We start from the raw sequence: 20043 nt of genomic DNA on the forward strand, positions 1-20043 counted from the left end.
TTTGTTGGCTTGTATAACGGGATTTTAGGGGAGCAGGAATTCCTGCTTATCCGTGAATGCCAGTCCCAGAGCATCGGCCACAGGACGATTGACCAGCTTGCCGGCTACGGTATTCAATCCTTCTGCCAGGCCGGCATCTTCTCTGCAGGCGGCTTTCCAGCCTTTGCTGGCAATTTTCAGGGCGTAGGGCAGAGTGGCATTCGTTAGTGCCAGGGTAGAAGTGCGGGAGACAGCACCGGGAATATTGGCTACCGAATAATGCACTACGCCGTGTTTGGTAAAGGTGGGATTCTCGTGTGTAGTCACCCGGTCACAGGTCGCAATGCTGCCGCCCTGGTCGATGGCCACGTCCACAATTACGGAACCTTTTTTCATAGTCTTGACCATATCTTCCGTAACGAGCTGCGGGGTCTTGGCACCGGGCACTAAGACCGCGCCAATGAGCAGGTCGGCACGTGCCACCCATTCAGCAATGTTGAAACTGTTGGACATTACCGTGGCCACCCGGCCGCCAAAAACATCATCTAAATAGCGCAGACGGTCAATGGACAGGTCAATCACCGTCACACGGGCACCCAATCCTGCGGCAACTTTGGCCGCATTGGTGCCGACTACACCGCCGCCGATGATAACCACCTGTCCCGGTGCCACGCCGCTGACACCGCCCAAGAGGACACCTGCACCGCCATAACGGCTTTCCAAAAACTGTGCACCGATTTGTACGGCCATGCGTCCGGCAATTTCACTCATGGGAGCCAGCAGCGGAAGCGAACGGCCATCTCTGCCCACTACGGTTTCATAGGCAATTCCCGTCACATTATGTTTCAGCAGGGCCGCAGTGAGTTCTGGTTCCGGTGCTAAATGAAGGTAGGTAAAGAGAATCTGTCCCTCATGAAAAAGGTCATATTCCTCCGGCAGAGGTTCCTTTACCTTGATAATCATTTCGGCATCAGCAAATAACTGTTTTTTATCCGCTGTGATAGACGCTCCCACGGAAACATAATCCTCATCGGTAAAGCCGCTGCCCAGACCGCCGCCTTGTTCCACGAAAACCGTATGGCCTGCCTTTACCAGTGCTTCTGCGCCAGCAGGGGTAAGTCCAACACGATTTTCATTATTCTTAATTTCCTTAGGTACACCAATCCGCATGATATCGCCTCCATAACATGATAACACTAAATCGATATTGATTTTCCTAAGTAGTTCTTCACTAAAGCCATATTTTCCTTCAAGCAGTTTTTGGTTTCTACAAAAAAGCGGCCCGCAGGCACTTTCGAGCCTGCGGGCTGTTTGGGGTTGCTGAAGCAGTTGTTTTCCTGCTCCATTTTGCCGTCAGTTTTTAGATTGCAGAGTCGTCCACAACATCTGCGAACTGAGGGAAGTGACGGCATGTTGTTCAAACGCTTCCTGCATTTTTTTTCCCAGACCAATCGTGTCCAGGAGCACTGCGTCCGTGGCTTCTTTTAGGAGGAGAATCTGTTCCTCCAACGTAGAAAAGCTGATGCCGGGTTCCAAAACGTCCGAACCTCCTGTGGAATTATATTTGGTCATAAGACCGTGTACTATTATACTAGATGAAAATATTGCTTGGCAATGGGGAACGGAATTTTTTGACAAGGGCAAAGACGAAAGGTATAATATTTGCATTGTATTAAAGCTGTTAGAGAAAGTGAGGCTTTTATGATAACCAAAGAATTAATTGCTCGGATAAATGAACTGTCCCGCAAACAACGTTCTGTGGGCTTGAATGATGAGGAAAAGCAGGAGCAGAAGAACCTGCGGGAAATCTATTTGGAAGGTATCCGCGGCCAGATGCGGCAGATGCTCGACAATATCGAAATCGTGGACGCCCCGGTAAATGCTCCAGTAAATAAAATGGGGCAGAATCCGAAGATTACCCATATCAATGAGGTAGCCATCAATCTGCGCCCTTACTTGCATTGATTTATCTGTAAATGCGTGAAAAGGGACTGCCACCCATGGATAGCAATCCCTTTTCAAAGAAGGGGTCCAAACTGCCGCTGCCTTAAATGCCCAAAACCTGCGATCAGCAGGTGGGTGCCCTAAGTTTAGCTTCCGCGAGACGCCGAGGCGAACTTCCACTAAAATCAAATCAGGCTCCCTGTAAAAAATGTAGGTTGGACATTTCAAAAGCCCGCGCACACCCCAGGCTTATCCTTCTTTGTAAGTATAGTAGCACAAAAAAAATGCAAGTGCAAGACTTGACAAATACAAACTTTTGAAAATATTTACTTAATTTGGTTATTTTGGCAAAAATTTGTAAAAAGAGCCTGAATCATATATAATTAAGGGCAGATAATGATGTCGAAAAGGAGAACTTGCCATGGAAAATAAATTCAGTGTAGCCATAAGCTTTGGCCGCGATTTGGGTTGGATAGATTATGATGGAGAGAGCAAAACGGCAACGGTCAATATTAATAATGAAGAGGCCAAGAGCCTGACGGAAAAATATTTGGCAGAGACGCACAGCATCAATGTGCCTCATGAAACCCTCATGGACTTTACGCCGGAAGAAATCGACCCGCTGGCCGATGTAAAAAGCTTCAAACTGGCACTGACCCGTCTGTGGAACAACACGAAGGTGCATGTGGATTGGAGCAGACCGGTAGATTACGTAAAAAAGCATCCCAGCTACTAAGAAAATCGCATAAATCGTGACCGGCTCACTTTACGGTGGGGCGGTCTTTTGTTATGTTTAGGACAGAAAATTTTGGTCGAGGGAGTGTTGTTTATGGGGAAAGTGGTAATCATCGGCTCTGGGCCGGCGGGGGTGTCGGCAGCGCTTTATGCCCGGCGGGGCGGGGCAGAGGTGACGGTATTCAGCAAGGGGCTGTCCCTTAGCGGGCTGGAGAAAGCGGAGAAGATTGAAAACTATTATGGGCTCGCTGAGCCGATTTCGGGAGCCGAACTGCATGCGCGGGGAATTGACGGAGCAAAAAAGATTGGCGTGGAGTTTGTGGAAGATGAACTTCTAAGCTTGATGTTCAATGATACCTTTACCGGCTTTAAGATTACGGGTAAAGACCATATGCTGACCGCGGACAGCGTAATTGTGGCAACGGGGGCGTACAGGCAGTCACTCAATGTACCGGGTGTGAAAGAATTTGCGGGCAAGGGCATAAGCTATTGTGCAACCTGTGATGCGTTCTTTTACCGTGGCAAGACAGTGGCTGTGGTCGGCGCTGGCGTTTATGCCCTGCATGAAGCGCAGGCGCTATTACCGCATGCGGCACAGGTATTTATGTTGACGAATGGTACAGAACCTGTCGCAGAAGTTCCGCAGGCAATCCGCGTCTGCACGGCAAAAATCGCCGCTATAGAAGGCGGCGAACGGGTGGAGAAGGTGCTCTTTGCCGATGGCACGCAGTTAAAGCTGGACGGCGTATTTATGGCTTTGGGGACGGCAGGCAGTACCGCCATCGCCAAAAAAATTGGTGCTCAGCTGGATGGGAATCATATCCAAATTGATGCCCATGGTGCTACAAATGTTCCGGGGCTATTTGCAGCTGGCGACTGTACCGGCGGGCTTTTGCAGATTGCCAAGGCGGTATATCAGGGCGCTGAGGCAGGACTTTCTGCCGTAAAGTACCTGCGAACTAAATAGCCCAGCCGTGATGCAGCGGCCCTGCGCCATGCCCCAGATTGAGGCCGGCCTGCAGAGCGCCTGTGATATAGGTCTTGGCGTTCTTTACGGCCGTTGTTAATTCTTCCCCTTTTGCCAGATTGCTGGCAATGGCAGAGGACAGGGTACAGCCGGTGCCGTGGGTGTTGGGATTGTCGATATGTTCGCCTTTCAGCCACAGGGGGCCGTCTATGGTATAGAGCAGGTCGTCGGCATCCTGCAAACGGTGGCCGCCTTTGCAGAGCACATTGCAGCCGTAAGTTTCGTAAAGTTTTTGGGCGGCTAGTATCATATCTTCGTGGCTCTTGATTTCCATATCGGCCAAAACCTCGGCTTCCATGAGATTGGGGGTAATGACTGTGGCCAGCGGCAGGAGTTGTTCTTTCAATGCTGAGATGGCGTCTTCATTCAGCAGCCTTGCTCCGCTGGTGGCCACCATTACGGGGTCGACCACGATGTTTTTTGCGTGATACTGGGTGAGTTTAGCGGTGATAACCTCAATCAGTTCGCTGTCAAAGACCATGCCGGTCTTGATGGCATCCGGGAAAATATCGGTAAAGACGCTGTCCAATTGTGCGGCAAGAAAATCAGGGGCCGTTCTAGCTACGGCGATTACGCCTGTGGTATTTTGCGCAGTCAGGGCGGTGATGGCGCTCATGCCGTAGACGCCGCTTGCAAGCATGGTCTTGAGGTCAGCCTGAATGCCTGCTCCGCCGCTGGAGTCGCTGCCCGCAATGGTCAGAACGGTTTTGAGTTCGCATTTTTTTTCCATAATCAAAGCTCCTTTGCAATAAGCTGTCGCAGGTTTGCGGCGGCTTTTTTTATGTCCTCTTGGGCAAAGATGGCCGATACCACGGCGGCGCCGGCAATGCCCGTGTCGGAAAGCTGGGCGATATTATCTGCGCCAATGCCGCCGATGGCCACCACGGGGATATCCACGGCAGCCGTGATGGCTTTCAGTGTATTCAGGGGGACTTCGACGGCATCGGTCTTCGTGCCGGTGGGAAAGACGGCGCCTACGCCTAAATAATCGGCGCCGTCCCTGCAGGCGGTAACAGCCTGCTCGATAGTCTGCGCGGATACGCCCAGAATTTTATCCGGCCCTAAAAGTTCGCGTGCTTTAGCGGCCTTCATATCGTGCTGGCCGATATGAAGGCCGTCTGCATCACAGGCCAGCGCAATGTCCAGATTATCGTCCACGATAAAGGGAACATGGTAGTTTTGGCAGAGGGTCTTTATTTCCTTGGCGGTACGCAGAAATTCGTCAAAGGACAGGTGCTTTTCCCGCAGCTGTACACAGGTCACGCCGCCGGCCAGGGCTTTTTCTACCGCTGCGGCAAGGGATGCGCCATTGAGCCAGCGGCTGTCGGTGACGGCGTAGAGCTGTAAAGCGGCAGCGGTAATATTAGCGGATTTCATATTTTACCCCCTTATTTAGTTCTGCAGCCGTCAGGTGACAGATGGTGTCGATTATGCGGTTGCGGTAGGTGGCATTGCCTTCATGGGGAAGAAGGTGCTTATGGGCAATCTCGCCGGCCAACCCCATAGCCATTACGGCGGCAGCGGAGGCTTCCAAAGGCTTTGCGGGACTTGCGGCAATGCAGGCGGCAACAAGGGCGGAGCATTGACAGCCGGTGCCCGTGATACGGCTCATTTCCGGATGGCCGTTGCGGATGATATAGCAGTTTTTCGTGTCGGCAACCAAATCAATGGCGCCGGTAATGGCCACAATGGTGTTTAACTGCTGGGCGGCCTGCTTGGCAAATTCGCAGGAATTTGCGAGGTTTTCCTCGGTGATGCTGTCCACGGCGGCGGCATCTACGCCCTTAGTATTGCCTGTGCCATGAATCAGGGTCTTGATTTCCGAGATATTGCCCCGCACGCAGGTTATGCTGCCGGTCTGTAAAATATCCAGCGCGGTTTGCGTCCGCAGCGTGGTGGCGCCAGCCCCTACCGGGTCGAGCACAACCGGATGGTTTAATTCCTTTGCTTTGCGGGCGGCGCTCAGCATGGCCGGGATGGTGCGCTCGTTGAGCGTACCGATATTCAGGCAGAGCCCTGTGGCAAGCTGCGTGATTTCCGCCGCTTCGGCTGCATCATCGGCCATGACGGGGCTGGCCCCACAGGCCAGCGTGATATTGGCCACATCATTTACCGTCACATAGTTGGTGATGTGGTGAATCAGCGGCGCAGTCTTGCGGATGTTTTCCCATGTGTTAAACAAGTTGATTCCTCCTTCAGTTGGAGGGAAAAGGGCAAACGAAAAGGACTATCCAATTTTTGGATAGTCCCGAAAAAACGTTATTCCTACTTCCCTACGTTGGCATTATCCAAATCAGGTGCGGTCGAAGTGCATAACTTCCTCTCAGCCCGTCTGCGAGCTCCCGTGTATGTGATTATATCTTTAGTTTAGCGGTCAAGGATAGTTTTGTCAAATAAATGTGGTTATTAATAAAGTAAATATCTTCTGTTTTGCTTGTCTTGATAATATTGCCTTTCGGTGCTATAATCGGGGCATAGAGAAGCGTATGACAAGGGGAAACGCCATTCAGGTCGTTGCCCCTTTGTCGTTTGTGGAGGGATATTTTTGTCGGGGAAAATTTTTACGATTGAGGAGAAGTGCAAGGCCTGCAACAAATGTATTGCAGTCTGCCCCGTAGATGCAGCCAATCAGGTTTATCGGGCGTATGACCGGGAACGTAAGGTAGCGGTAGGTGAACGGTACTGCATTTCCTGCGGCGCGTGTATTAAGGCCTGCGACCATGGCGCCAGAGACTATCGGGATGATACGGAGCGTTTTTTCGAGGACTTGGCGGCAGGGGAAACGATTCATCTGGTGGCAGCACCTGCAGCTCAGGTAAATTTTCCGCAGCTTTTTCGCCTGTTTGGCTGGCTGAAATCCTTAGGCGTAGGCAATATTTATGATGTGTCGTTGGGGGCAGATATTGCGACCTGGGCATATTTGCAGGCGAAAAAAGCCTTGCATTTGGACTCCATGATTGCTCAGCCCTGTCCATCTATTGTGAATTACTGTGAACGTTATCTGCCGGAGCTTCTGCCGTCGTTGGCGCCGATTCAAAGCCCGTTAATCTGTCTGGCCATTTATTTGCGGCAGGTTGAGCATTTAGAGGGGAAGATTGCTTTTTTGTCGCCCTGTATTGCCAAAGCGGATGAAATAGAAGACCCCAATACGGGCCAGCAGGTAGCCTACAATGTCACATTTGACAAATTAAAACAGAAACTATTGGCGGAAAATATTGCCCTGGACCAGTTTCCTGAAGTGGGATTTGCAGGAAAAAATTCCGGGATTGGCCATGTTTACAGTCGGCCGGGCGGGTTGAGCGAAACGGTTCGGCTGACGAATAAGGATATGTGGATTCGTCAGCTGGATTCTGTGCGCGTTTCCTATCCGTATCTGCGCGAATACCATAACCGTCAAAAGGAGCATAAAACTGTTCCGGAACTGGTGGAGATCCTGAATTGCAGGGGCGGCTGTAATTTTGGTACGGGGACAGACCACTGTACAGCGCTGGATGATGTGGATTACAAGATTAATGCCCGCAAGCGGGACAAGATAGCCGAGCAGGTTACGGAAAAGGATGAAGGGACAATCTACGCCATTGAACAGTATTTTGCTGAAACACTGGCTTGGCAGGATTTCCGGCGCGAATATACGAACCGAAAAATTAAAAATGGCTTCTTTGAAGATGAAGATTTGGAAGAAATCTATATTCATCTGCGTAAGTATACGCCGGAATCCCGTGAAATCAACTGCCATGCCTGTGGTTATGGCAGCTGCAAGCGATTCGCTCAGGCCGTGAAACTGGGGATTAACGTAGTCGAAAACTGCATCAGTTATGAGCGCAGCGGCCTGCTGCACGATACGCTGACGCCGCTTTTGAATCATGCCGGCCTGGAAGATGCTTTGGAGCATTTCCTTTGGAAGTATCAGATAAACGAACTGGAGAATGTATGTGTGTTGATGATGGATGTGGATGATTTCAAGCAGGTCAACGATTCCTTTGGGCATGATGTCGGGGATGAGGCATTACGGGCCGTGGCCCAGTCTATTCTTGAACATATAAGCCGCAAGGATGCTGCCGGTCGCTGGGGCGGTGATGAATTTATGATTATCCTGTCCAATACGGAATTTGAACGAGCACAGGAAATCGCCGAGAGCATCCGTGAATCCGTCAGAAAGGCGAATGTTCTGCCGGGAGGAGCGATTTTTACTTCCAGCATTGGCATAGCAGAAGCCAGAAAAGATGATACCCCGCTGACCGTTTTTCAGCGGGGTGACAGAGCCTTGTATAATGCCAAGAAGTTCAAGAAAACACAGGCTAAATAATATTTGCATGAAAAAAATAGTCAATACACCATGTGCGTGATGTATTGACTATTTTTGTGTTTAAAAGAATAAAATCAATGTTACCGCGATGTTGACTATAGTAGCCACAGCTACAGGGATAAAGGTGCGTTTAGCCAAATCCATCGGCGAAAGGCCGGCGGCACCAGCCACAACAATCATGACGGCGGCGATTGGGGAAAGGGAACGTGCCAGGTTGGACACGAAGTTCATGGGCAGTACCAAAAGCACCGGAGCGATGCCGGACAGGGCGGCCACTTTCGGGGCCAGCGGCACAAAGGCGAAGAACGTGGCGTTGCCGCTGCCGGTAATCAGCGTGGCGGCGATGATGATGGCGACGAAGACGAACATCATGCCGATACCGCCAAGACCGGCGTTTTGGGCGCTGGTAATCAAGGTATCAATGGCGCCCAGAGAGATAAGGCCCTTAGAGAATGTTTCAGCGGCAACAACGAGGGTGACAACCGTGGCCATCTGCAGGCCCATGCCGTTCCAGAAAGCGCCGATATCCTTGCAGGCTTTGAGCCCGTCGCGATGGCGCAAAAATTCAATGAGCATGGTCAGGAAAATACTGATTAACGTAGCCAGGCTGATATCCATTTTGATGCCCGTGTGTTCGTTGAGCCCGAAGAACAGTACCAACAGCAGCGGCAGCATGGGCAAAAGCGCATAGAAGGACGGCACAGCGGGTGTTTCCTGCGCTTTTGCCTGTTCTGCGGTTACGGCAGCGGATACGTCCTTACCTGCCATTTCGTCCGGATTTTTGACGTCAAGATGTTTCTGCACGAAGAAGTGGGCAATGGCGAGCGCGCCAATGGTGCAAAGGCCGACCGGCACCTGATACTGCATGAAGTAAGGCACGATTTCCATGCCGATGAGTTCCGCGGCAAAGATGTTGTCAGCGCCAGCCGGGCCCCAGCCGGGGGCAGAAGTGGTCGCGATAACGGCGCAGGCGGCGATGCGGCTGACGCCTAAGCGCACCAGTACCGGATACATGGTCACCATGAGCAAGAGTCCGAAGCCGGAGGCAGAACTGATGAACATGGCGAGAAAGTTGCCGAGTACAGAAGTAAGAGCCAGTACCACATAGGGATGGCCGAGTTTTTTCAAGGGCTTGATGGCGATGCGTACCAAAGCGGTGCTGGCGCCAATGCTGTCCATATATTTGGAAAAACCGCCAATCAGCATGATGATCATGCCGAGTTTTGCCGCACGGCTGCTAAAGGCCAGGCTGATGGACTGAATGATATCCAGCCAAGGCGAACCGGTTGACTGCTTGGCTGGGAGAATTTCACCCAGACCGAAGACGAGTGTCAGCACCATCATCACGATGCCGGCGGTAAAAAGTACAGGCTGCGCCGGGTACTTTTTGAGTACGAAGCGGGCAACCCAGGCCACCACAACGATGGCAATGAGAAGACCTAACATAAAAAATAATACCTCCGTAATTAGCAATGTTACATTCTTTTATCTGCTGTTGTGCATTGCTAATGCAATATTGTATTAGTGAAAATTATTGTGAAATAATATCAGATAATACTTACTTATCATATAATAACTTGCGGTTGACTGCAAGGAGCGTTTTTGCGATTGCGTCTCGTTATAAAAATGAATCAAATTCATTTTTTTCTTTTCAGCAGCGTTTTTTTTCGATATAATAGAAAACAGAATGAAATACATATGAACGGGGCGATGCGGTTATGGAAGAAAAAATGGGCCGCCGGGAGCGGAAGAAGATGTTATCCCGGCAGGCGATATTGGATGCGGCGGTAGTGGTATTCAGCAAAAAGGGCTTTCGTGAAGCGTCCATTGCGGATATTATGAACGGTGCGGATTTGGGCACGGGAACGTTTTACAATTACTTTCAGTCCAAGGAAGAGCTGCTGGTGCATCTTTTGGGGCGTTTTGTTGCCGAAGTGAATACTGCGATTGAGGAATTGCGGGGTGAGGGCCGGCCTGCTTGTGAGCTTCTGTCCGTTGCTTGTATGATGACGGCGAAGTTCCTGGACGAAAATCGCTATGTTCTGCCGTTGTTCTTAGCGGCGGCTGACCATTCAGGGCTGCCGGAAGATGCCGAGGAACGCAAAAAAGTGCCCACGCCGGGCTTTAAGCCGCTGTATGAGCGGATTTTGCGTGAAGGGCAGGAAGCTGGCGAGGTGCGTGATGATGTGCCCGCTGAACTCATCACGGAGATGTTTCATTCCATTTATCAGGCGACGGCGTTCAGCAAACTCTCGATTTCCTTTCAGGAAAACGTGGCGATGAAGATGCGGCTGCTCTTGGATGGGATTAAGAAGCAGCCGAAATAATGTGTATTGTGTTTTTAGGAGAAGGATTAGATGATTAGTGTAACGAAGCTGTTATTTGCGCGGGAATATTATGGGGATAATCTGCGCTATACGAAAAATGCCCACACGATGCGAAATGGGGCGGCCGAAGGCATGGGGCCGGTGGTGGTCTGGAACTCCACGAAAACCTGCAATCTCAAATGCATGCACTGCTATATGCAGTCGGATGCGCAGAAATACAAAGACGAGTTGACAACGGAAGAAGCCAAAAAGTTTATCGACGATTTGGCTGATTTTCATGTGCCGGTGCTGTTGTTCTCCGGCGGGGAGCCGTTGATTCGTCCGGACTTCTTTGAGCTGGCGGAATACGCGCAGAAAAAGGGCGTACGGCCGACCCTTTCCACGAATGGCACCCTGATTACGCGGGAAGTTGCCCAACGCATCAAGGATATCGGCGTGGGCTATGTGGGCATCTCTTTGGACGGCCTCAAAGACGTCAACGATAAGTTCCGTGGCGTGGAAGGCGCTTATGAAAAGGCCATGCAGGGCATTGAAAACTGCGTGGCTGTAGGCCAGCGTGTGGGCCTGCGCTTTACCATCAATCACCATAATATTGAGGAACTCGACAATATCTTTGATTTTATCGAGGAAAAGGGCATCAATCGCGTATGCTTCTACCATCTCGTGTATTCCGGCCGTGGGGAAAAGATGGTCAATCAGGACGTAACGCCAGAACAGTCCCGCAAGGCGATGGACACGATTATCCGCCGTACCCGCGATTTTGAGGAACGGGGCCTCGAAAAGGAAATCCTCACGGTGGATAATCACTGTGATGGTGTTTATATGTATTTGAAGGCGTTGGCTGAAGGCCGTGATGAAACGGCAGAGCAGATTAAGAAGTACATTTCCATGAACGGCGGCAACCGCTCCGGCATTGCCTTTGGCGAGGTTGACCCGCTAGGATATGTGCACCCGGACCAGTTCACCCAGCATCATACATTTGGTAATGTGCGGGAGAGAAAGTTCGGCGATATTTGGACGGATGTTTCGGCAAGTCCGATTCTGGCCGGCTTAAAGGATAGAAAGCCTCTGCTCAAAGGCCGCTGCGCCAAATGCAAGTTCCTCGACAACTGCAACGGCAACTTCCGTACGCGTGCTGAAGCGGTGACGGGGGACTTCTGGGAATCTGACCCATCCTGCTATCTGACCGATGAAGAAATCGGCATCAAGTGAGGAGGGCGCAAAATGAAAATTGTATCCTGGAATACGACCAACAATTGCAATATGTACTGCGCCCATTGCTACCGTGATGCAGGCTGCAAGGCAGAAGATGAACTCTCCACGAAGGAGGCGAAAAAGCTCCTGCGGGAAATTGCCAAGGCCGGTTTCAAAATCATGATTTTTTCCGGCGGCGAACCATTGACCCGTCCGGATATTGTGGAGCTTGTGAAATATGCTTCTGATTTGGGGCTTTTCCCGGTGTTCGGCACCAACGGCACGCTGATTACGCTCGAAATGGCCAAAGCCTTGAAAGAGGCTGGAGCTCGCGGCATGGGCATTTCGCTGGATTCGCTGGACAAGGAAAAGCACGACAAATTCCGCGCCTTCCCCGGTGGCTGGGATGGCGCGGTACAGGGCATGAAGAACTGCCGCGAAGTGGGGCTGCCCTTCCAGATTCATACGACGGTGATGGATTGGAATCAGCAGGAATTGGAAGCGATGACGGATTTTGCCGTGGAAATCGGTGCCAAAGCCCACCATTTCTTCTTCCTGGTGCCGACCGGCAGAGCCGCGACGATTGAGGAAGAATCCCTGCGGGCGGAGCAGTATGAAGATGTGCTGACCCGCATTATGAAGAAACAGCAGGAAGTGGATATTGAATTAAAGCCGACCTGTGCGCCACAGTTCTTGCGCATTGCTGACCAGTTGGGCATCAAGACGCGATTCCATCGTGGCTGTCTGGCAGGCATTAGCTATTGCATCATCAGCCCGCGGGGTAAGGTACAGCCCTGTGCTTACCTCAATATGGAATTGGGCGATGTGCATGATACGCCCTTTGATGAAATCTGGAATAACAGCGAAGTGCTGAAGAAACTGCGTACGCTGGAGTATAGCGGTGGGTGCGGCAGCTGCAATTACAAAGGTGTCTGCGGCGGGTGCCGGGCCAGAGCGGCTTATTACCATGGCGGGGACTATATGGCGGAGGAGCCTTGGTGTCTCTATCATGGACGCAGAGGCGAATAAGAAGGATTACCACCGTGGGTTCGTGGTAGTCGGGCGGGGCCGTCAGCATTGCCACGATTCCGCTTAGCCCCTTTGCTAAAATATTTTTTTGCCTTTTATATAACGGGAAACGTCTAAACTCACTGCGTTCAAACAAAGACGTTTCCCGTTATTTTTAGTGGTATGGGCAAAAAAATATTTCTTAACGCCAAGGGGCGAACGCTCCACTGCGGCAATGCTGACGGCCCCGCCCTGAGTTACTTACGCATCGGTGCCCTCGCGCTGGTTGACATCGGCGTGGTGGAGCGTGCCTATTTATAAATGTGTGGACAAATGAAGAAAATGTCAGTAGGTTGCAGGATTGCAATGTTGAGGGGGTGAACCCAAAATCAGCAGAGCAGCAGGCACTAAGGCGGAGCGGCCGGGAACTGGCCACAGCGAAGCGTATGGCCGCTGGCGTAAAGAAAATCATTTTTGCCCACCACAAGAAAAAACGCATAGCATCTACTGTTTGAACGCAGTGAGTTTAGATGCTATGCGTTTTATAAGAGGCAAAAATGATTTTTAGCCAGCGGTCTTAGCGTAGTCGTGGCCAGTTCCCGGCCGCTCCGCCGCCTTCCCTGATGATTTGTATCCTTTAATAATGCACTAGGCGCGGTTACGTATTCATAATCGCATCAACGGACTTAATGCACGCATTGCGCAATCCGTATTCTTCGAGTGCCGTAACCCCGCGGATGGTAGTCCCCGCCGGACTGCAAACATTATCTTTGAGCACGCCGGGATGGGTGCCAGTTGCGAGCTGGAGTTTGGCCGAGCCGAGCACCATTTGGGAAATCAGCTTATAGGCATCTTCGCGTTTTAAGCCGTATTTTACTGCCGCATCCCCATAGGCCTCGATAAAGAGGTCTACAAAGGCCGGGCCGCAGCCGGTGACGGTGCCGCCGATGCCCATGAGGTGACTGGGCAGTTCCTGTACCAAACCCACGGCGGCAAATAGTTTCTTGACTTCTGCGTGTTCCTCTGGCGTAAGGGTATTGCGCTCCTCAAAGAGCAGTACCCCTTCACCGACCATAGCCGGGGTGTTGGGCATGATGAATTGCAGGCGGACACCTGCGGGCAGGGCCTTTTCATAGCGGGCAAAGTCCCAGCCGGCGGCGATGGAGATTAGGGCTTTGCCCTTTAATTTATCGCCAAGCTTTGCCAGGACGCTTTCAATCTGGTAGGGTTTGCAGGCCATTACCAATGTATCACAGGTATCTGCCAGTTCCTGTACGGTCTTTACTGCGGTAAAGCCGATAGCGGCGGCGTTTTTGGCCAGTTTTTCCTGGTTGGGGGCAAAGGCATAGACGTTATCCTTGGCGATGGCGCCTGCGTTAATAAAACCTGCGGCGAGTGCCTGTGCCATATTTCCCATGCCGATAAATCCGAGTTTTTCCATCATGTACCTCCTGCAATATATATTGAAGTTTTGACGTAAATCACTGCCCCTATTGTAACATAAAATCAGAACAGACAACGCGATTGCAGAAAAAATTTCTGGCAGGTGTTGTTTATTTTTGGCGGTGCGTTATAATAAGATAGCATTTTGACTTTGGCGTAAGTATATTGAGGTGAATAGAATGTTAAACACAAGGGACATGGATATGCTTCATGGCTCTTTTTGGGATAAGCTGATTATTTTTGCGATTCCGTTGGCGCTTACCGGCGTTTTGCAGCAGCTCTTCAATGCGGCGGATGTGGCCGTTCTGGGGCAGTTTGTGGGCAAGAATGCCATGGCGGCCGTGGGGAATAATATCTCCGTTATCGGCATCTTGGTCAATCTGTTTATGGGATTGTCCTTAGGCTCGAATGTGGTGATTGCCCGCTTTATCGGGGCGAAGAAGCCGGAAAGAGTGGGCACAGCGGTGCAGACGTCCTTTGCCCTGGCGGTGGCAACAGGCTTTGCTCTGCTTGCATTTGGTGAGCTGATGGCTGCGCCGATTATCAACTGGCTGGAGGTGCCGGCCGAAGTTGAGGAGATGGCGGAAACGTATCTGCGGGTGTATCTTTTGGGCCTGCCCTTTATCGGCATGTATAACTTTGAAGCGGCTATCCTGCGCGCCCGCGGGGATACGCGCACGCCGCTTTTGGCTTTGGCTGTGGCCAGTGTGGTCAATATCGCGCTGGATCTGCTCTTTGTCCTTTGGGGCTGGGGCGTTATGGGCGTGGCGCTCGCTACGGTTGTGGCTACCGGCGTCAGCGCCTTTATTCTGTTCTGGTTCCTGACGCATTCGCAGGATATTTTGCGCCTGCATTTTGACGGCTTTGCGCTGGACGGCCATCTGCTGCGGGATATTGTCGCCATTGGCCTGCCTGCGGGCATTCAGGGCATGGTCTTTTCGTTCTCGAACATTTTGATTCAGGCAGCGGTAAACAGCCTGGGGCCGGATGCCATGGCGGCTTCGGCGGCCGCGTTTGCCATTGAGGTCAATGTTTACTGCGTGCTCAACGCCTTTGCGCAGGCTACGACCACTTTTGTGAGTCAGAACTATGGTGCGGGCAATCTTCCACGCTGTTTCCAGATTACCAAAGTGGGCATGGGGCTGGATATTGCCTTTACCGTGGCGATGGGCGTTATCGTGATTGGCTTTGCGCGGGAATTCCTGTCCTTGTTCAATGCCGATGAAACGGTAGTGGAGCTGGGCATTATCCGCTTTTGGTACATTGTGGCGCCGCAGTTTTTGCAGGTCTTTATCGATGTGTTGTCCGGTGCTCTGCGTGGCTATGGCTTTTCCCTGCCGCCGGCACTGCTGGCACTTGTGGGCATCTGCGGGGTGCGTATTACCTGGCTTTATACGCTTTTCCCTGCCAGTCCCGACTATGGCACGCTGATGGCCTGCTATCCCGTGAGCTGGCTGATTACGGGGATTTTTATCGGAATTCTTTATCGTTATTGCCGGGGGCATATTAAGCTGATTCGGGTGTAAACAGGATAAAACACGAAAATTAATTATCATGAATATGGGGATTGTGCTATACTAATGGTTAGAGAGCTTTTGTAAGCGAAAGGAAGATGACCATTATGATAGAATACAATCCCCATTCTTTGCGTGCCGAAGAATTTATCAATGATGCAGAAATCCGCGAGACATTGGACTATGCGGAAGCGAACAAGGATAATTTTGCCCTGATTGATGAAATATTGGAAAAAGCCCGCCCGGTCAAGACGGGGACGGGCTATACCTGCAAGGGGCTGAGCCATCGGGAGGCCTCGGTACTGCTGGCCTGTGAAGACCCGGAACGGGTTGCCCGCATGTACACGATTGCCGAGGAAATCAAGCAGGCGTTTTACGGCAACCGCATTGTGCTGTTTGCGCCGCTGTATTTATCCAATTACTGTGTAAATGGCTGTGTCTACTGTCCTTATCATGGACAAAACAAACATATTCCCCGCAAGAAACTCACACAGGAGGAAGTGCGGGCCGAGGTTATGGCGTTGCAGGATATGGGACATAAACGTCTGGCCATTGAAGCCGGCGAAGACCCCTTCAATAATCCGTTGGAATATATTTTGGAATGTATTCATACGATTTACAGCATTAAGCATAAAAACGGTGCTATCCGTCGCGTGAATGTGAATATCGCGGCTACCACGGTGGAAAACTACCGCAAGCTCAAAGAGGCAGGCATTGGCACCTATATTCTTTTTCAGGAAACCTACCATAAGGAAAGCTACGAGCGACTCCATCCCACGGGGCCGAAGCACGATTATGCTTACCATACCGAGGCCATGGACAGGGCGATGGAAGGCGGCATAGATGATGTGGGCCTGGGCGTGCTCTTTGGTCTGGAAGGTTATAAGTATGAGTTTGCCGGTCTGCTCATGCACGCAGAGCATCTTGAGGCTGTGCATGGCGTCGGCCCGCATACCATTTCCGTACCGCGTGTGAAAAAGGCCGATGATATCGACCCGGAAGCCTTTGACAACTCCATCAGCGATGAAATCTTCACGAAAATCGCTGCCTGCATTCGTTTGGCCGTACCGTATACCGGCATGATTATCTCCACCCGCGAATCTGAGCAGGTGCGCGAGCGCATGCTGCAGGTGGGTATCAGCCAGGTCAGCGGGGCCAGCCGTACCAGTGTGGGCGGCTACACGGAAAAGGAACGGCCCACGGATACGGAACAGTTCAATGTGTCCGACCAGCGCACTCTTGATGAAGTAATCAAGTGGCTGATGGAAACGGGACATATTCCTTCCTTCTGCACGGCCTGCTATCGGGAAGGGCGTACGGGGGACCGCTTTATGAGTTTGTGCAAGAGCGGGCAGATTGTCAACTGCTGCCATCCCAATGCCTTGATGACCTTAACGGAGTATTTGACGGACTATGCCAGCGAGGAAACCAGAGAACTGGGGTATAAGCTTGTAGAAGAAGAACTCAAGAAAATCCCTAAGGAAAAAGTGCGTCAGATTGCCGCCGAGCATATCGAAGCCATCAAACATTCGGATAAGCGGGATTTCCGCTTCTGAGGAAGTGCTTGTATTTGCTGGGCAAACCTGCTAGAATGGACATTGGATTTCCCTCGTGGGACAAAACAAATAAATAGAACGGGAGCTCGCAGACGGGCTGAGAGGAAGTTGGGCACTTCGACCGCACCTGATTTGGATAATGCCAACGTAGGGAAGATTTTATAGACCGGGAAGGACTTTATTCAAAGTTCTTCCTGGTTTTTATTTTGCAGGAGGGAAGAAAATGAGCAAGACTTACACAACACAGATGGATGCAGCCCGCAAGGGGATTATTACGCAGGAGATGGAAATTGTCGCCCGTAAGGAAAAGATGGCATCCGAAAAACTGCGTCAGCTATTAGCAATGGGACAGGTGGTTATTTGTGCCAATAAGCGGCATAAGGCGTTAGACCCTGAGGGCGTAGGCAGTATGCTGCGAACCAAAATCAATGTGAATCTGGGGGTATCCAGGGATTGTAAGGACTATGATTTGGAAATGCAGAAGGTCATGAGTGCCGTGGATTTGGGCGCCGAATCCATTATGGATTTATCCAGTCATGGTAACACCCAGCCCTTCCGAAAAAAATTGGTGGTCGAATGTCCCGCGATGATTGGTACAGTGCCCATCTACGATAGTGTCATACACTATCAGCGGGATTTGGCAGAACTTACGGCGCAGGATTTTCTTGATGTCATTCGTCTGCATGCCGAGGATGGTGTAGACTTTGTGACCTTGCATTGCGGCATTACGCGGGACACGGTGCGGCAGATTCGGAATCAGTCGCGCAAGATGAATATCGTCAGCCGTGGAGGAAGTCTGGTTTTTGCCTGGATGAGTATGACCGGGGAGGAAAATCCCTTCTATGAATATTTCGATGCGATATTGGATATTTGCGCAGAATATGATGTGACGATATCATTAGGTGATGCCTGTCGTCCCGGATGTCTGGCTGATGCCACGGATAACTGTCAGATTGATGAACTCTCTCGTCTCGGAGAACTTGTGGAGCGGGCTTGGAAGCGCAATGTGCAGGTGATGGTAGAAGGTCCGGGGCATGTGCCGCTCCATCAGATTGCTGCGAATATGGAAATCCAAAAGACACTTTGTCATGGTGCGCCGTTCTATGTGCTAGGGCCGTTGGTTACCGATATTGCACCGGGCTATGACCATATTACCGCAGCCATTGGCGGGGCGGTGGCCGCTATGCATGGCGCGGCCTTCCTTTGTTATGTGACGCCAGCAGAACACTTGGCACTGCCCAATCTTGAGGATGTGCGGCAGGGGATTATCGCCAGCAAAATTGCCGCCCATGCTGCCGATATTGCCAAAGGCTTGCCGGGGGCCAGAGAACAGGATGACAAAATGGCAGCTGCCCGCCGGAGACTGGATTGGGAGGCGCAGTTTGCCTGTGCGTTGGATGTGGAAACCGCACAACACATTCGTCAGAGTCGTCTGCCGGAGGAGGGGCATAGCGAAACCTGCAGCATGTGTGGCAAGTTCTGTGCTGTCCGCAGTATGAACAAAGCGCTAAACCATGAGTATATTGATATACTGTGATGTGTACTTTTCAATATAGTAAGTTACAATTGCGAAAAACTGTAATGACGGCAGGATTTTTTCTCGTAGTTAGCGAATTAGTGTTTGTTAATATTGTTTGCGACCCTAAGGGAGGTATTACGCATGGATTTTATTGAACTGGCGAAAAAGCGTTATTCCTGCAAGAAGTTCCAGTCGGACAAGGCCGTGGAGCAGGAGAAATTGGACAGGATTTTGCTGGCCGGCCAGCTGGCGCCTACAGCCAAGAACAGCCAGCCGCAGCATGTCTATGTGCTGAAATCGGAAGCTGCTTTGCAGCTTGTGGATGGGCTGACACCTTGCCGCTATGGTGCGCCGGTGGTGCTGGCGGTGACCTATAACAAGACGCAGTGCTTCAATTATCCCGGTGATAAATACGATTCCGGTGCGGAAGATGCTTCCATTGTGGCCACGCATATGATGCTGGCGGCCGCAGAGGCGGGCTTGGACAGCTGCTGGCTGAACTACTTTGACCCGGATAAGGCCGCAGAGGCCTTGGAATTGCCTGCAGAGGAAACGCTTGTGATGCTTTTGGATGTGGGCTATGGTGCAGAGGGGGTACGTCCGCTGCCAAACCATGAAAAGACGAAAGCAATGGAAGAATTAGTTACTTACTGCTAATCTTCATTTTGTTTTCAGAGTCAATCATCATATTTTCATTTATTTCTGTTATACTTTGTCTTGTTCAAAGGTTTGCAAGTTTGCAAGACTGGAGGAAACAAGATAATGAATCAGATGAAGAAGATTAGCAAGAACATTAGCAGTAATATGATGAACAAAATGCGTCTGCAGCAGGTTAAGGCCTCGTTGACCAAGCTCACTGCTGTGATGGTTGTGACCATGACCGTACTGGCGCAGAGCCTGATTGCCGAAGCGCAGGAGGCAGAGCCGGACATAACCAGAGATATGCGTGCGCTAGAGCAAAAAGGTGCGTATCTCACTGGCCTAAAACATCGTATCAAGGCTGAGGACAGCCTGATGCAGAAGATTTTGGCCGATGCAGTGAAGGATAATGTGAATCTAGGACAGGCCGCTGACGGTATCAGCGATGTTCTGCGCTATACCCTGGTCATCAAGGACAAGGATTACAGCCGCCGAGTGCCGCAGGCGATGAAGAAACTCACGGACAGCGGTTATGAAGTGGTGAAATTTCATAATGCCTGGGGTGGTAAATTCTATCAGGGGATTAATGTGCAGCTGTTAAGCCCCACGGGCGTCAAGACGGAATTGCAGTTCCACACGCCGCAGTCCTATGCGATTAAGCAGGCATCCCATGGCGTATACGAAATCCGTAGAAATCCCGAATCTACGCCGGAGGAAGTGGCTGATGCTACGGTCAAGAGCATTGCCTATAACAAGCAGGTAAAAATGCCTGCGGGGGCTAAGGATATTGTTTGGGAAGTAACGAAATAAATTGCCAAAAGGCTCGCTGGATAAAAACAGCGAGCCTTTTGG

21 protein-coding genes, 1 other RNA gene and 1 riboswitch are annotated in these 20043 nt (G+C 51.1%); of the genes, 14 read left to right on the plus strand and 8 right to left on the minus strand.

All coding sequences use genetic code 11. The features are described from left to right. Positions 1 to 24: 24 nt before the first annotated feature. Together ald and G598_RS0100215 are read right to left on the minus strand one after the other, a co-directional pair. Entirely contained in the window at positions 25 to 1149 is a 1125-nt protein-coding gene (gene ald / locus G598_RS0100205) for an alanine dehydrogenase (protein ID WP_026765226.1), read from the minus strand. A 183-nt stretch (positions 1150 to 1332) separates the two neighbouring features. Beyond that, a complete protein-coding gene (locus tag G598_RS0100215) occupies positions 1333 to 1515 on the minus strand; it encodes a hypothetical protein (RefSeq protein WP_026765227.1) in 183 nt (60 codons plus the stop codon). 165 nt (positions 1516 to 1680) lie between these two features. Here G598_RS0100215 and G598_RS0100225 point away from each other — a divergent pair, with 165 nt between their 5' ends. Further along, positions 1681 to 1944 carry a DUF896 domain-containing protein gene (locus G598_RS0100225; RefSeq protein ID WP_026765229.1) on the plus strand — a complete coding sequence of 88 codons (264 nt, stop codon included), beginning with the start codon at positions 1681 to 1683 and terminating at the stop codon, positions 1942 to 1944. A 59-nt stretch (positions 1945 to 2003) separates the two neighbouring features. Here G598_RS0100225 and ssrS read toward each other — a convergent pair. Continuing rightward, positions 2004 to 2176: non-coding RNA, 6S RNA (gene ssrS / locus G598_RS18850), on the minus strand. A 168-nt stretch (positions 2177 to 2344) separates the two neighbouring features. Between ssrS and G598_RS0100230 the strand changes: the two genes are divergently transcribed. Beyond that, a complete protein-coding gene (locus tag G598_RS0100230) occupies positions 2345 to 2659 on the plus strand; it encodes a hypothetical protein (RefSeq protein ID WP_026765230.1) in 315 nt (104 codons plus the stop codon). 93 nt (positions 2660 to 2752) lie between these two features. Continuing rightward, positions 2753 to 3625: an NAD(P)/FAD-dependent oxidoreductase gene (locus G598_RS0100235; RefSeq protein ID WP_026765231.1), complete on the plus strand. Its 873-nt coding sequence runs from the start codon at positions 2753 to 2755 to the stop codon at positions 3623 to 3625. On the opposite strand, the gene thiD is transcribed toward G598_RS0100235, so the two are convergent. Genes thiD through thiM form a run of 3 tightly spaced genes read right to left on the minus strand, consistent with a single transcriptional unit; the run spans position 3618 to position 5867 of the window. After that, on the minus strand, positions 3618 to 4415 hold the full coding sequence (thiD, locus tag G598_RS0100240) for a bifunctional hydroxymethylpyrimidine kinase/phosphomethylpyrimidine kinase (protein WP_026765232.1): 798 nt from the start codon (positions 4413 to 4415) through the stop codon (positions 3618 to 3620). The genes G598_RS0100235 and thiD overlap by 8 nt on opposite strands. A gap of 2 nt (positions 4416 to 4417) precedes the next feature. Beyond that, positions 4418 to 5062, minus strand: a complete 645-nt coding sequence (gene thiE, locus G598_RS0100245; protein ID WP_026765233.1) for a thiamine phosphate synthase — start codon at positions 5060 to 5062, stop codon at positions 4418 to 4420. Further along, entirely contained in the window at positions 5049 to 5867 is an 819-nt protein-coding gene (thiM, locus tag G598_RS0100250; RefSeq protein WP_026765234.1) for a hydroxyethylthiazole kinase, read from the minus strand. The genes thiE and thiM overlap by 14 nt, the downstream gene beginning before the upstream one ends. 70 nt (positions 5868 to 5937) lie before the next feature. Then, positions 5938 to 6041, minus strand: a riboswitch (TPP riboswitch). 189 nt (positions 6042 to 6230) lie between these two features. Between thiM and G598_RS16545 the strand changes: the two genes are divergently transcribed. Further along, on the plus strand, positions 6231 to 7991 hold the full coding sequence (locus G598_RS16545) for a diguanylate cyclase domain-containing protein (RefSeq protein WP_051179715.1): 1761 nt from the start codon (positions 6231 to 6233) through the stop codon (positions 7989 to 7991). A 60-nt stretch (positions 7992 to 8051) separates the two neighbouring features. Here G598_RS16545 and dcuC read toward each other — a convergent pair whose 3' ends face one another. Further along, entirely contained in the window at positions 8052 to 9437 is a 1386-nt protein-coding gene (dcuC, locus tag G598_RS0100260; RefSeq protein ID WP_026765235.1) for a C4-dicarboxylate transporter DcuC, read from the minus strand. Between the two features lie 272 nt (positions 9438 to 9709). On the opposite strand from dcuC, the gene G598_RS0100265 reads away from it, so the two are divergent. From G598_RS0100265 to G598_RS19610, 5 genes are all read left to right on the plus strand, one after another. Continuing rightward, positions 9710 to 10318 (plus strand): TetR/AcrR family transcriptional regulator, encoded by a 609-nt coding sequence (locus G598_RS0100265; RefSeq protein ID WP_026765236.1) that lies wholly within the window; start codon positions 9710 to 9712, stop codon positions 10316 to 10318. 30 nt (positions 10319 to 10348) lie between these two features. After that, positions 10349 to 11530, plus strand: a complete 1182-nt coding sequence (gene nirJ1, locus G598_RS0100270) for a putative heme d1 biosynthesis radical SAM protein NirJ1 (RefSeq protein ID WP_026765237.1) — start codon at positions 10349 to 10351, stop codon at positions 11528 to 11530. 12 nt (positions 11531 to 11542) lie between these two features. Continuing rightward, positions 11543 to 12541, plus strand: coding sequence for a putative heme d1 biosynthesis radical SAM protein NirJ2 (gene nirJ2, locus G598_RS0100275; RefSeq protein ID WP_026765238.1), 999 nt, complete (start codon positions 11543 to 11545; stop codon positions 12539 to 12541). A gap of 162 nt (positions 12542 to 12703) precedes the next feature. After that, entirely contained in the window at positions 12704 to 12841 is a 138-nt protein-coding gene (locus G598_RS19995; protein ID WP_157833232.1) for a hypothetical protein, read from the plus strand. 32 nt (positions 12842 to 12873) lie between these two features. Further along, positions 12874 to 13035, plus strand: a complete 162-nt coding sequence (locus G598_RS19610; RefSeq protein WP_211221434.1) for a hypothetical protein — start codon at positions 12874 to 12876, stop codon at positions 13033 to 13035. 143 nt (positions 13036 to 13178) lie between these two features. Here the strand turns inward: G598_RS19610 and proC are convergent, their stop codons facing one another. Next, positions 13179 to 13961 (minus strand): pyrroline-5-carboxylate reductase, encoded by a 783-nt coding sequence (gene proC / locus G598_RS0100280; protein WP_026765239.1) that lies wholly within the window; start codon positions 13959 to 13961, stop codon positions 13179 to 13181. Between the two features lie 181 nt (positions 13962 to 14142). Here proC and G598_RS0100285 point away from each other — a divergent pair, with 181 nt between their 5' ends. The 5 genes from G598_RS0100285 (at position 14143) to G598_RS0100305 (ending at position 20001) form a co-directional block, all read left to right on the plus strand. Then, on the plus strand, positions 14143 to 15489 hold the full coding sequence (locus tag G598_RS0100285) for an MATE family efflux transporter (protein ID WP_026765240.1): 1347 nt from the start codon (positions 14143 to 14145) through the stop codon (positions 15487 to 15489). A gap of 95 nt (positions 15490 to 15584) precedes the next feature. Next, positions 15585 to 17033 (plus strand): [FeFe] hydrogenase H-cluster radical SAM maturase HydG, encoded by a 1449-nt coding sequence (gene hydG, locus G598_RS0100290; RefSeq protein ID WP_026765241.1) that lies wholly within the window; start codon positions 15585 to 15587, stop codon positions 17031 to 17033. 223 nt (positions 17034 to 17256) lie between these two features. Further along, entirely contained in the window at positions 17257 to 18570 is a 1314-nt protein-coding gene (gene thiC, locus G598_RS0100295) for a phosphomethylpyrimidine synthase ThiC (protein WP_026765242.1), read from the plus strand. Positions 18571 to 18693: 123 nt separating this feature from the next. After that, positions 18694 to 19209: a nitroreductase family protein gene (locus tag G598_RS0100300; RefSeq protein WP_026765243.1), complete on the plus strand. Its 516-nt coding sequence runs from the start codon at positions 18694 to 18696 to the stop codon at positions 19207 to 19209. A gap of 105 nt (positions 19210 to 19314) precedes the next feature. Then, on the plus strand, positions 19315 to 20001 hold the full coding sequence (locus G598_RS0100305; RefSeq protein WP_026765244.1) for a hypothetical protein: 687 nt from the start codon (positions 19315 to 19317) through the stop codon (positions 19999 to 20001). The last annotated feature ends 42 nt before the right edge of the window (positions 20002 to 20043 follow it).

Source organism: Selenomonas ruminantium subsp. ruminantium ATCC 12561 (genome assembly GCF_000424065.1).
Lineage (GTDB): Bacteria > Bacillota > Negativicutes > Selenomonadales > Selenomonadaceae > Selenomonas_A > Selenomonas_A ruminantium.

Coding starts and splice junctions, on each gene's coding strand:
- thiD (WP_026765232.1), bottom strand. CDS start 4,415: ATGGAAAAAAAATGCGAACTCAAAACCGTTCTGACCATTGCGGGCAGC.
- thiC (WP_026765242.1), top strand. CDS start 17,257: ATGAGCAAGACTTACACAACACAGATGGATGCAGCCCGCAAGGGGATT.
- hydG (WP_026765241.1), top strand. CDS start 15,585: ATGATAGAATACAATCCCCATTCTTTGCGTGCCGAAGAATTTATCAAT.
- ald (WP_026765226.1), bottom strand. CDS start 1,149: ATGCGGATTGGTGTACCTAAGGAAATTAAGAATAATGAAAATCGTGTT.
- G598_RS19995 (WP_157833232.1), top strand. CDS start 12,704: ATGGGCAAAAAAATATTTCTTAACGCCAAGGGGCGAACGCTCCACTGC.
- proC (WP_026765239.1), bottom strand. CDS start 13,961: ATGGAAAAACTCGGATTTATCGGCATGGGAAATATGGCACAGGCACTC.
- G598_RS0100230 (WP_026765230.1), top strand. CDS start 2,345: ATGGAAAATAAATTCAGTGTAGCCATAAGCTTTGGCCGCGATTTGGGT.
- thiE (WP_026765233.1), bottom strand. CDS start 5,062: ATGAAATCCGCTAATATTACCGCTGCCGCTTTACAGCTCTACGCCGTC.
- G598_RS0100235 (WP_026765231.1), top strand. CDS start 2,753: ATGGGGAAAGTGGTAATCATCGGCTCTGGGCCGGCGGGGGTGTCGGCA.
- G598_RS0100225 (WP_026765229.1), top strand. CDS start 1,681: ATGATAACCAAAGAATTAATTGCTCGGATAAATGAACTGTCCCGCAAA.
- nirJ2 (WP_026765238.1), top strand. CDS start 11,543: ATGAAAATTGTATCCTGGAATACGACCAACAATTGCAATATGTACTGC.
- G598_RS0100300 (WP_026765243.1), top strand. CDS start 18,694: ATGGATTTTATTGAACTGGCGAAAAAGCGTTATTCCTGCAAGAAGTTC.
- dcuC (WP_026765235.1), bottom strand. CDS start 9,437: ATGTTAGGTCTTCTCATTGCCATCGTTGTGGTGGCCTGGGTTGCCCGC.
- nirJ1 (WP_026765237.1), top strand. CDS start 10,349: ATGATTAGTGTAACGAAGCTGTTATTTGCGCGGGAATATTATGGGGAT.
- G598_RS0100285 (WP_026765240.1), top strand. CDS start 14,143: ATGTTAAACACAAGGGACATGGATATGCTTCATGGCTCTTTTTGGGAT.
- G598_RS0100305 (WP_026765244.1), top strand. CDS start 19,315: ATGAATCAGATGAAGAAGATTAGCAAGAACATTAGCAGTAATATGATG.
- G598_RS0100265 (WP_026765236.1), top strand. CDS start 9,710: ATGGAAGAAAAAATGGGCCGCCGGGAGCGGAAGAAGATGTTATCCCGG.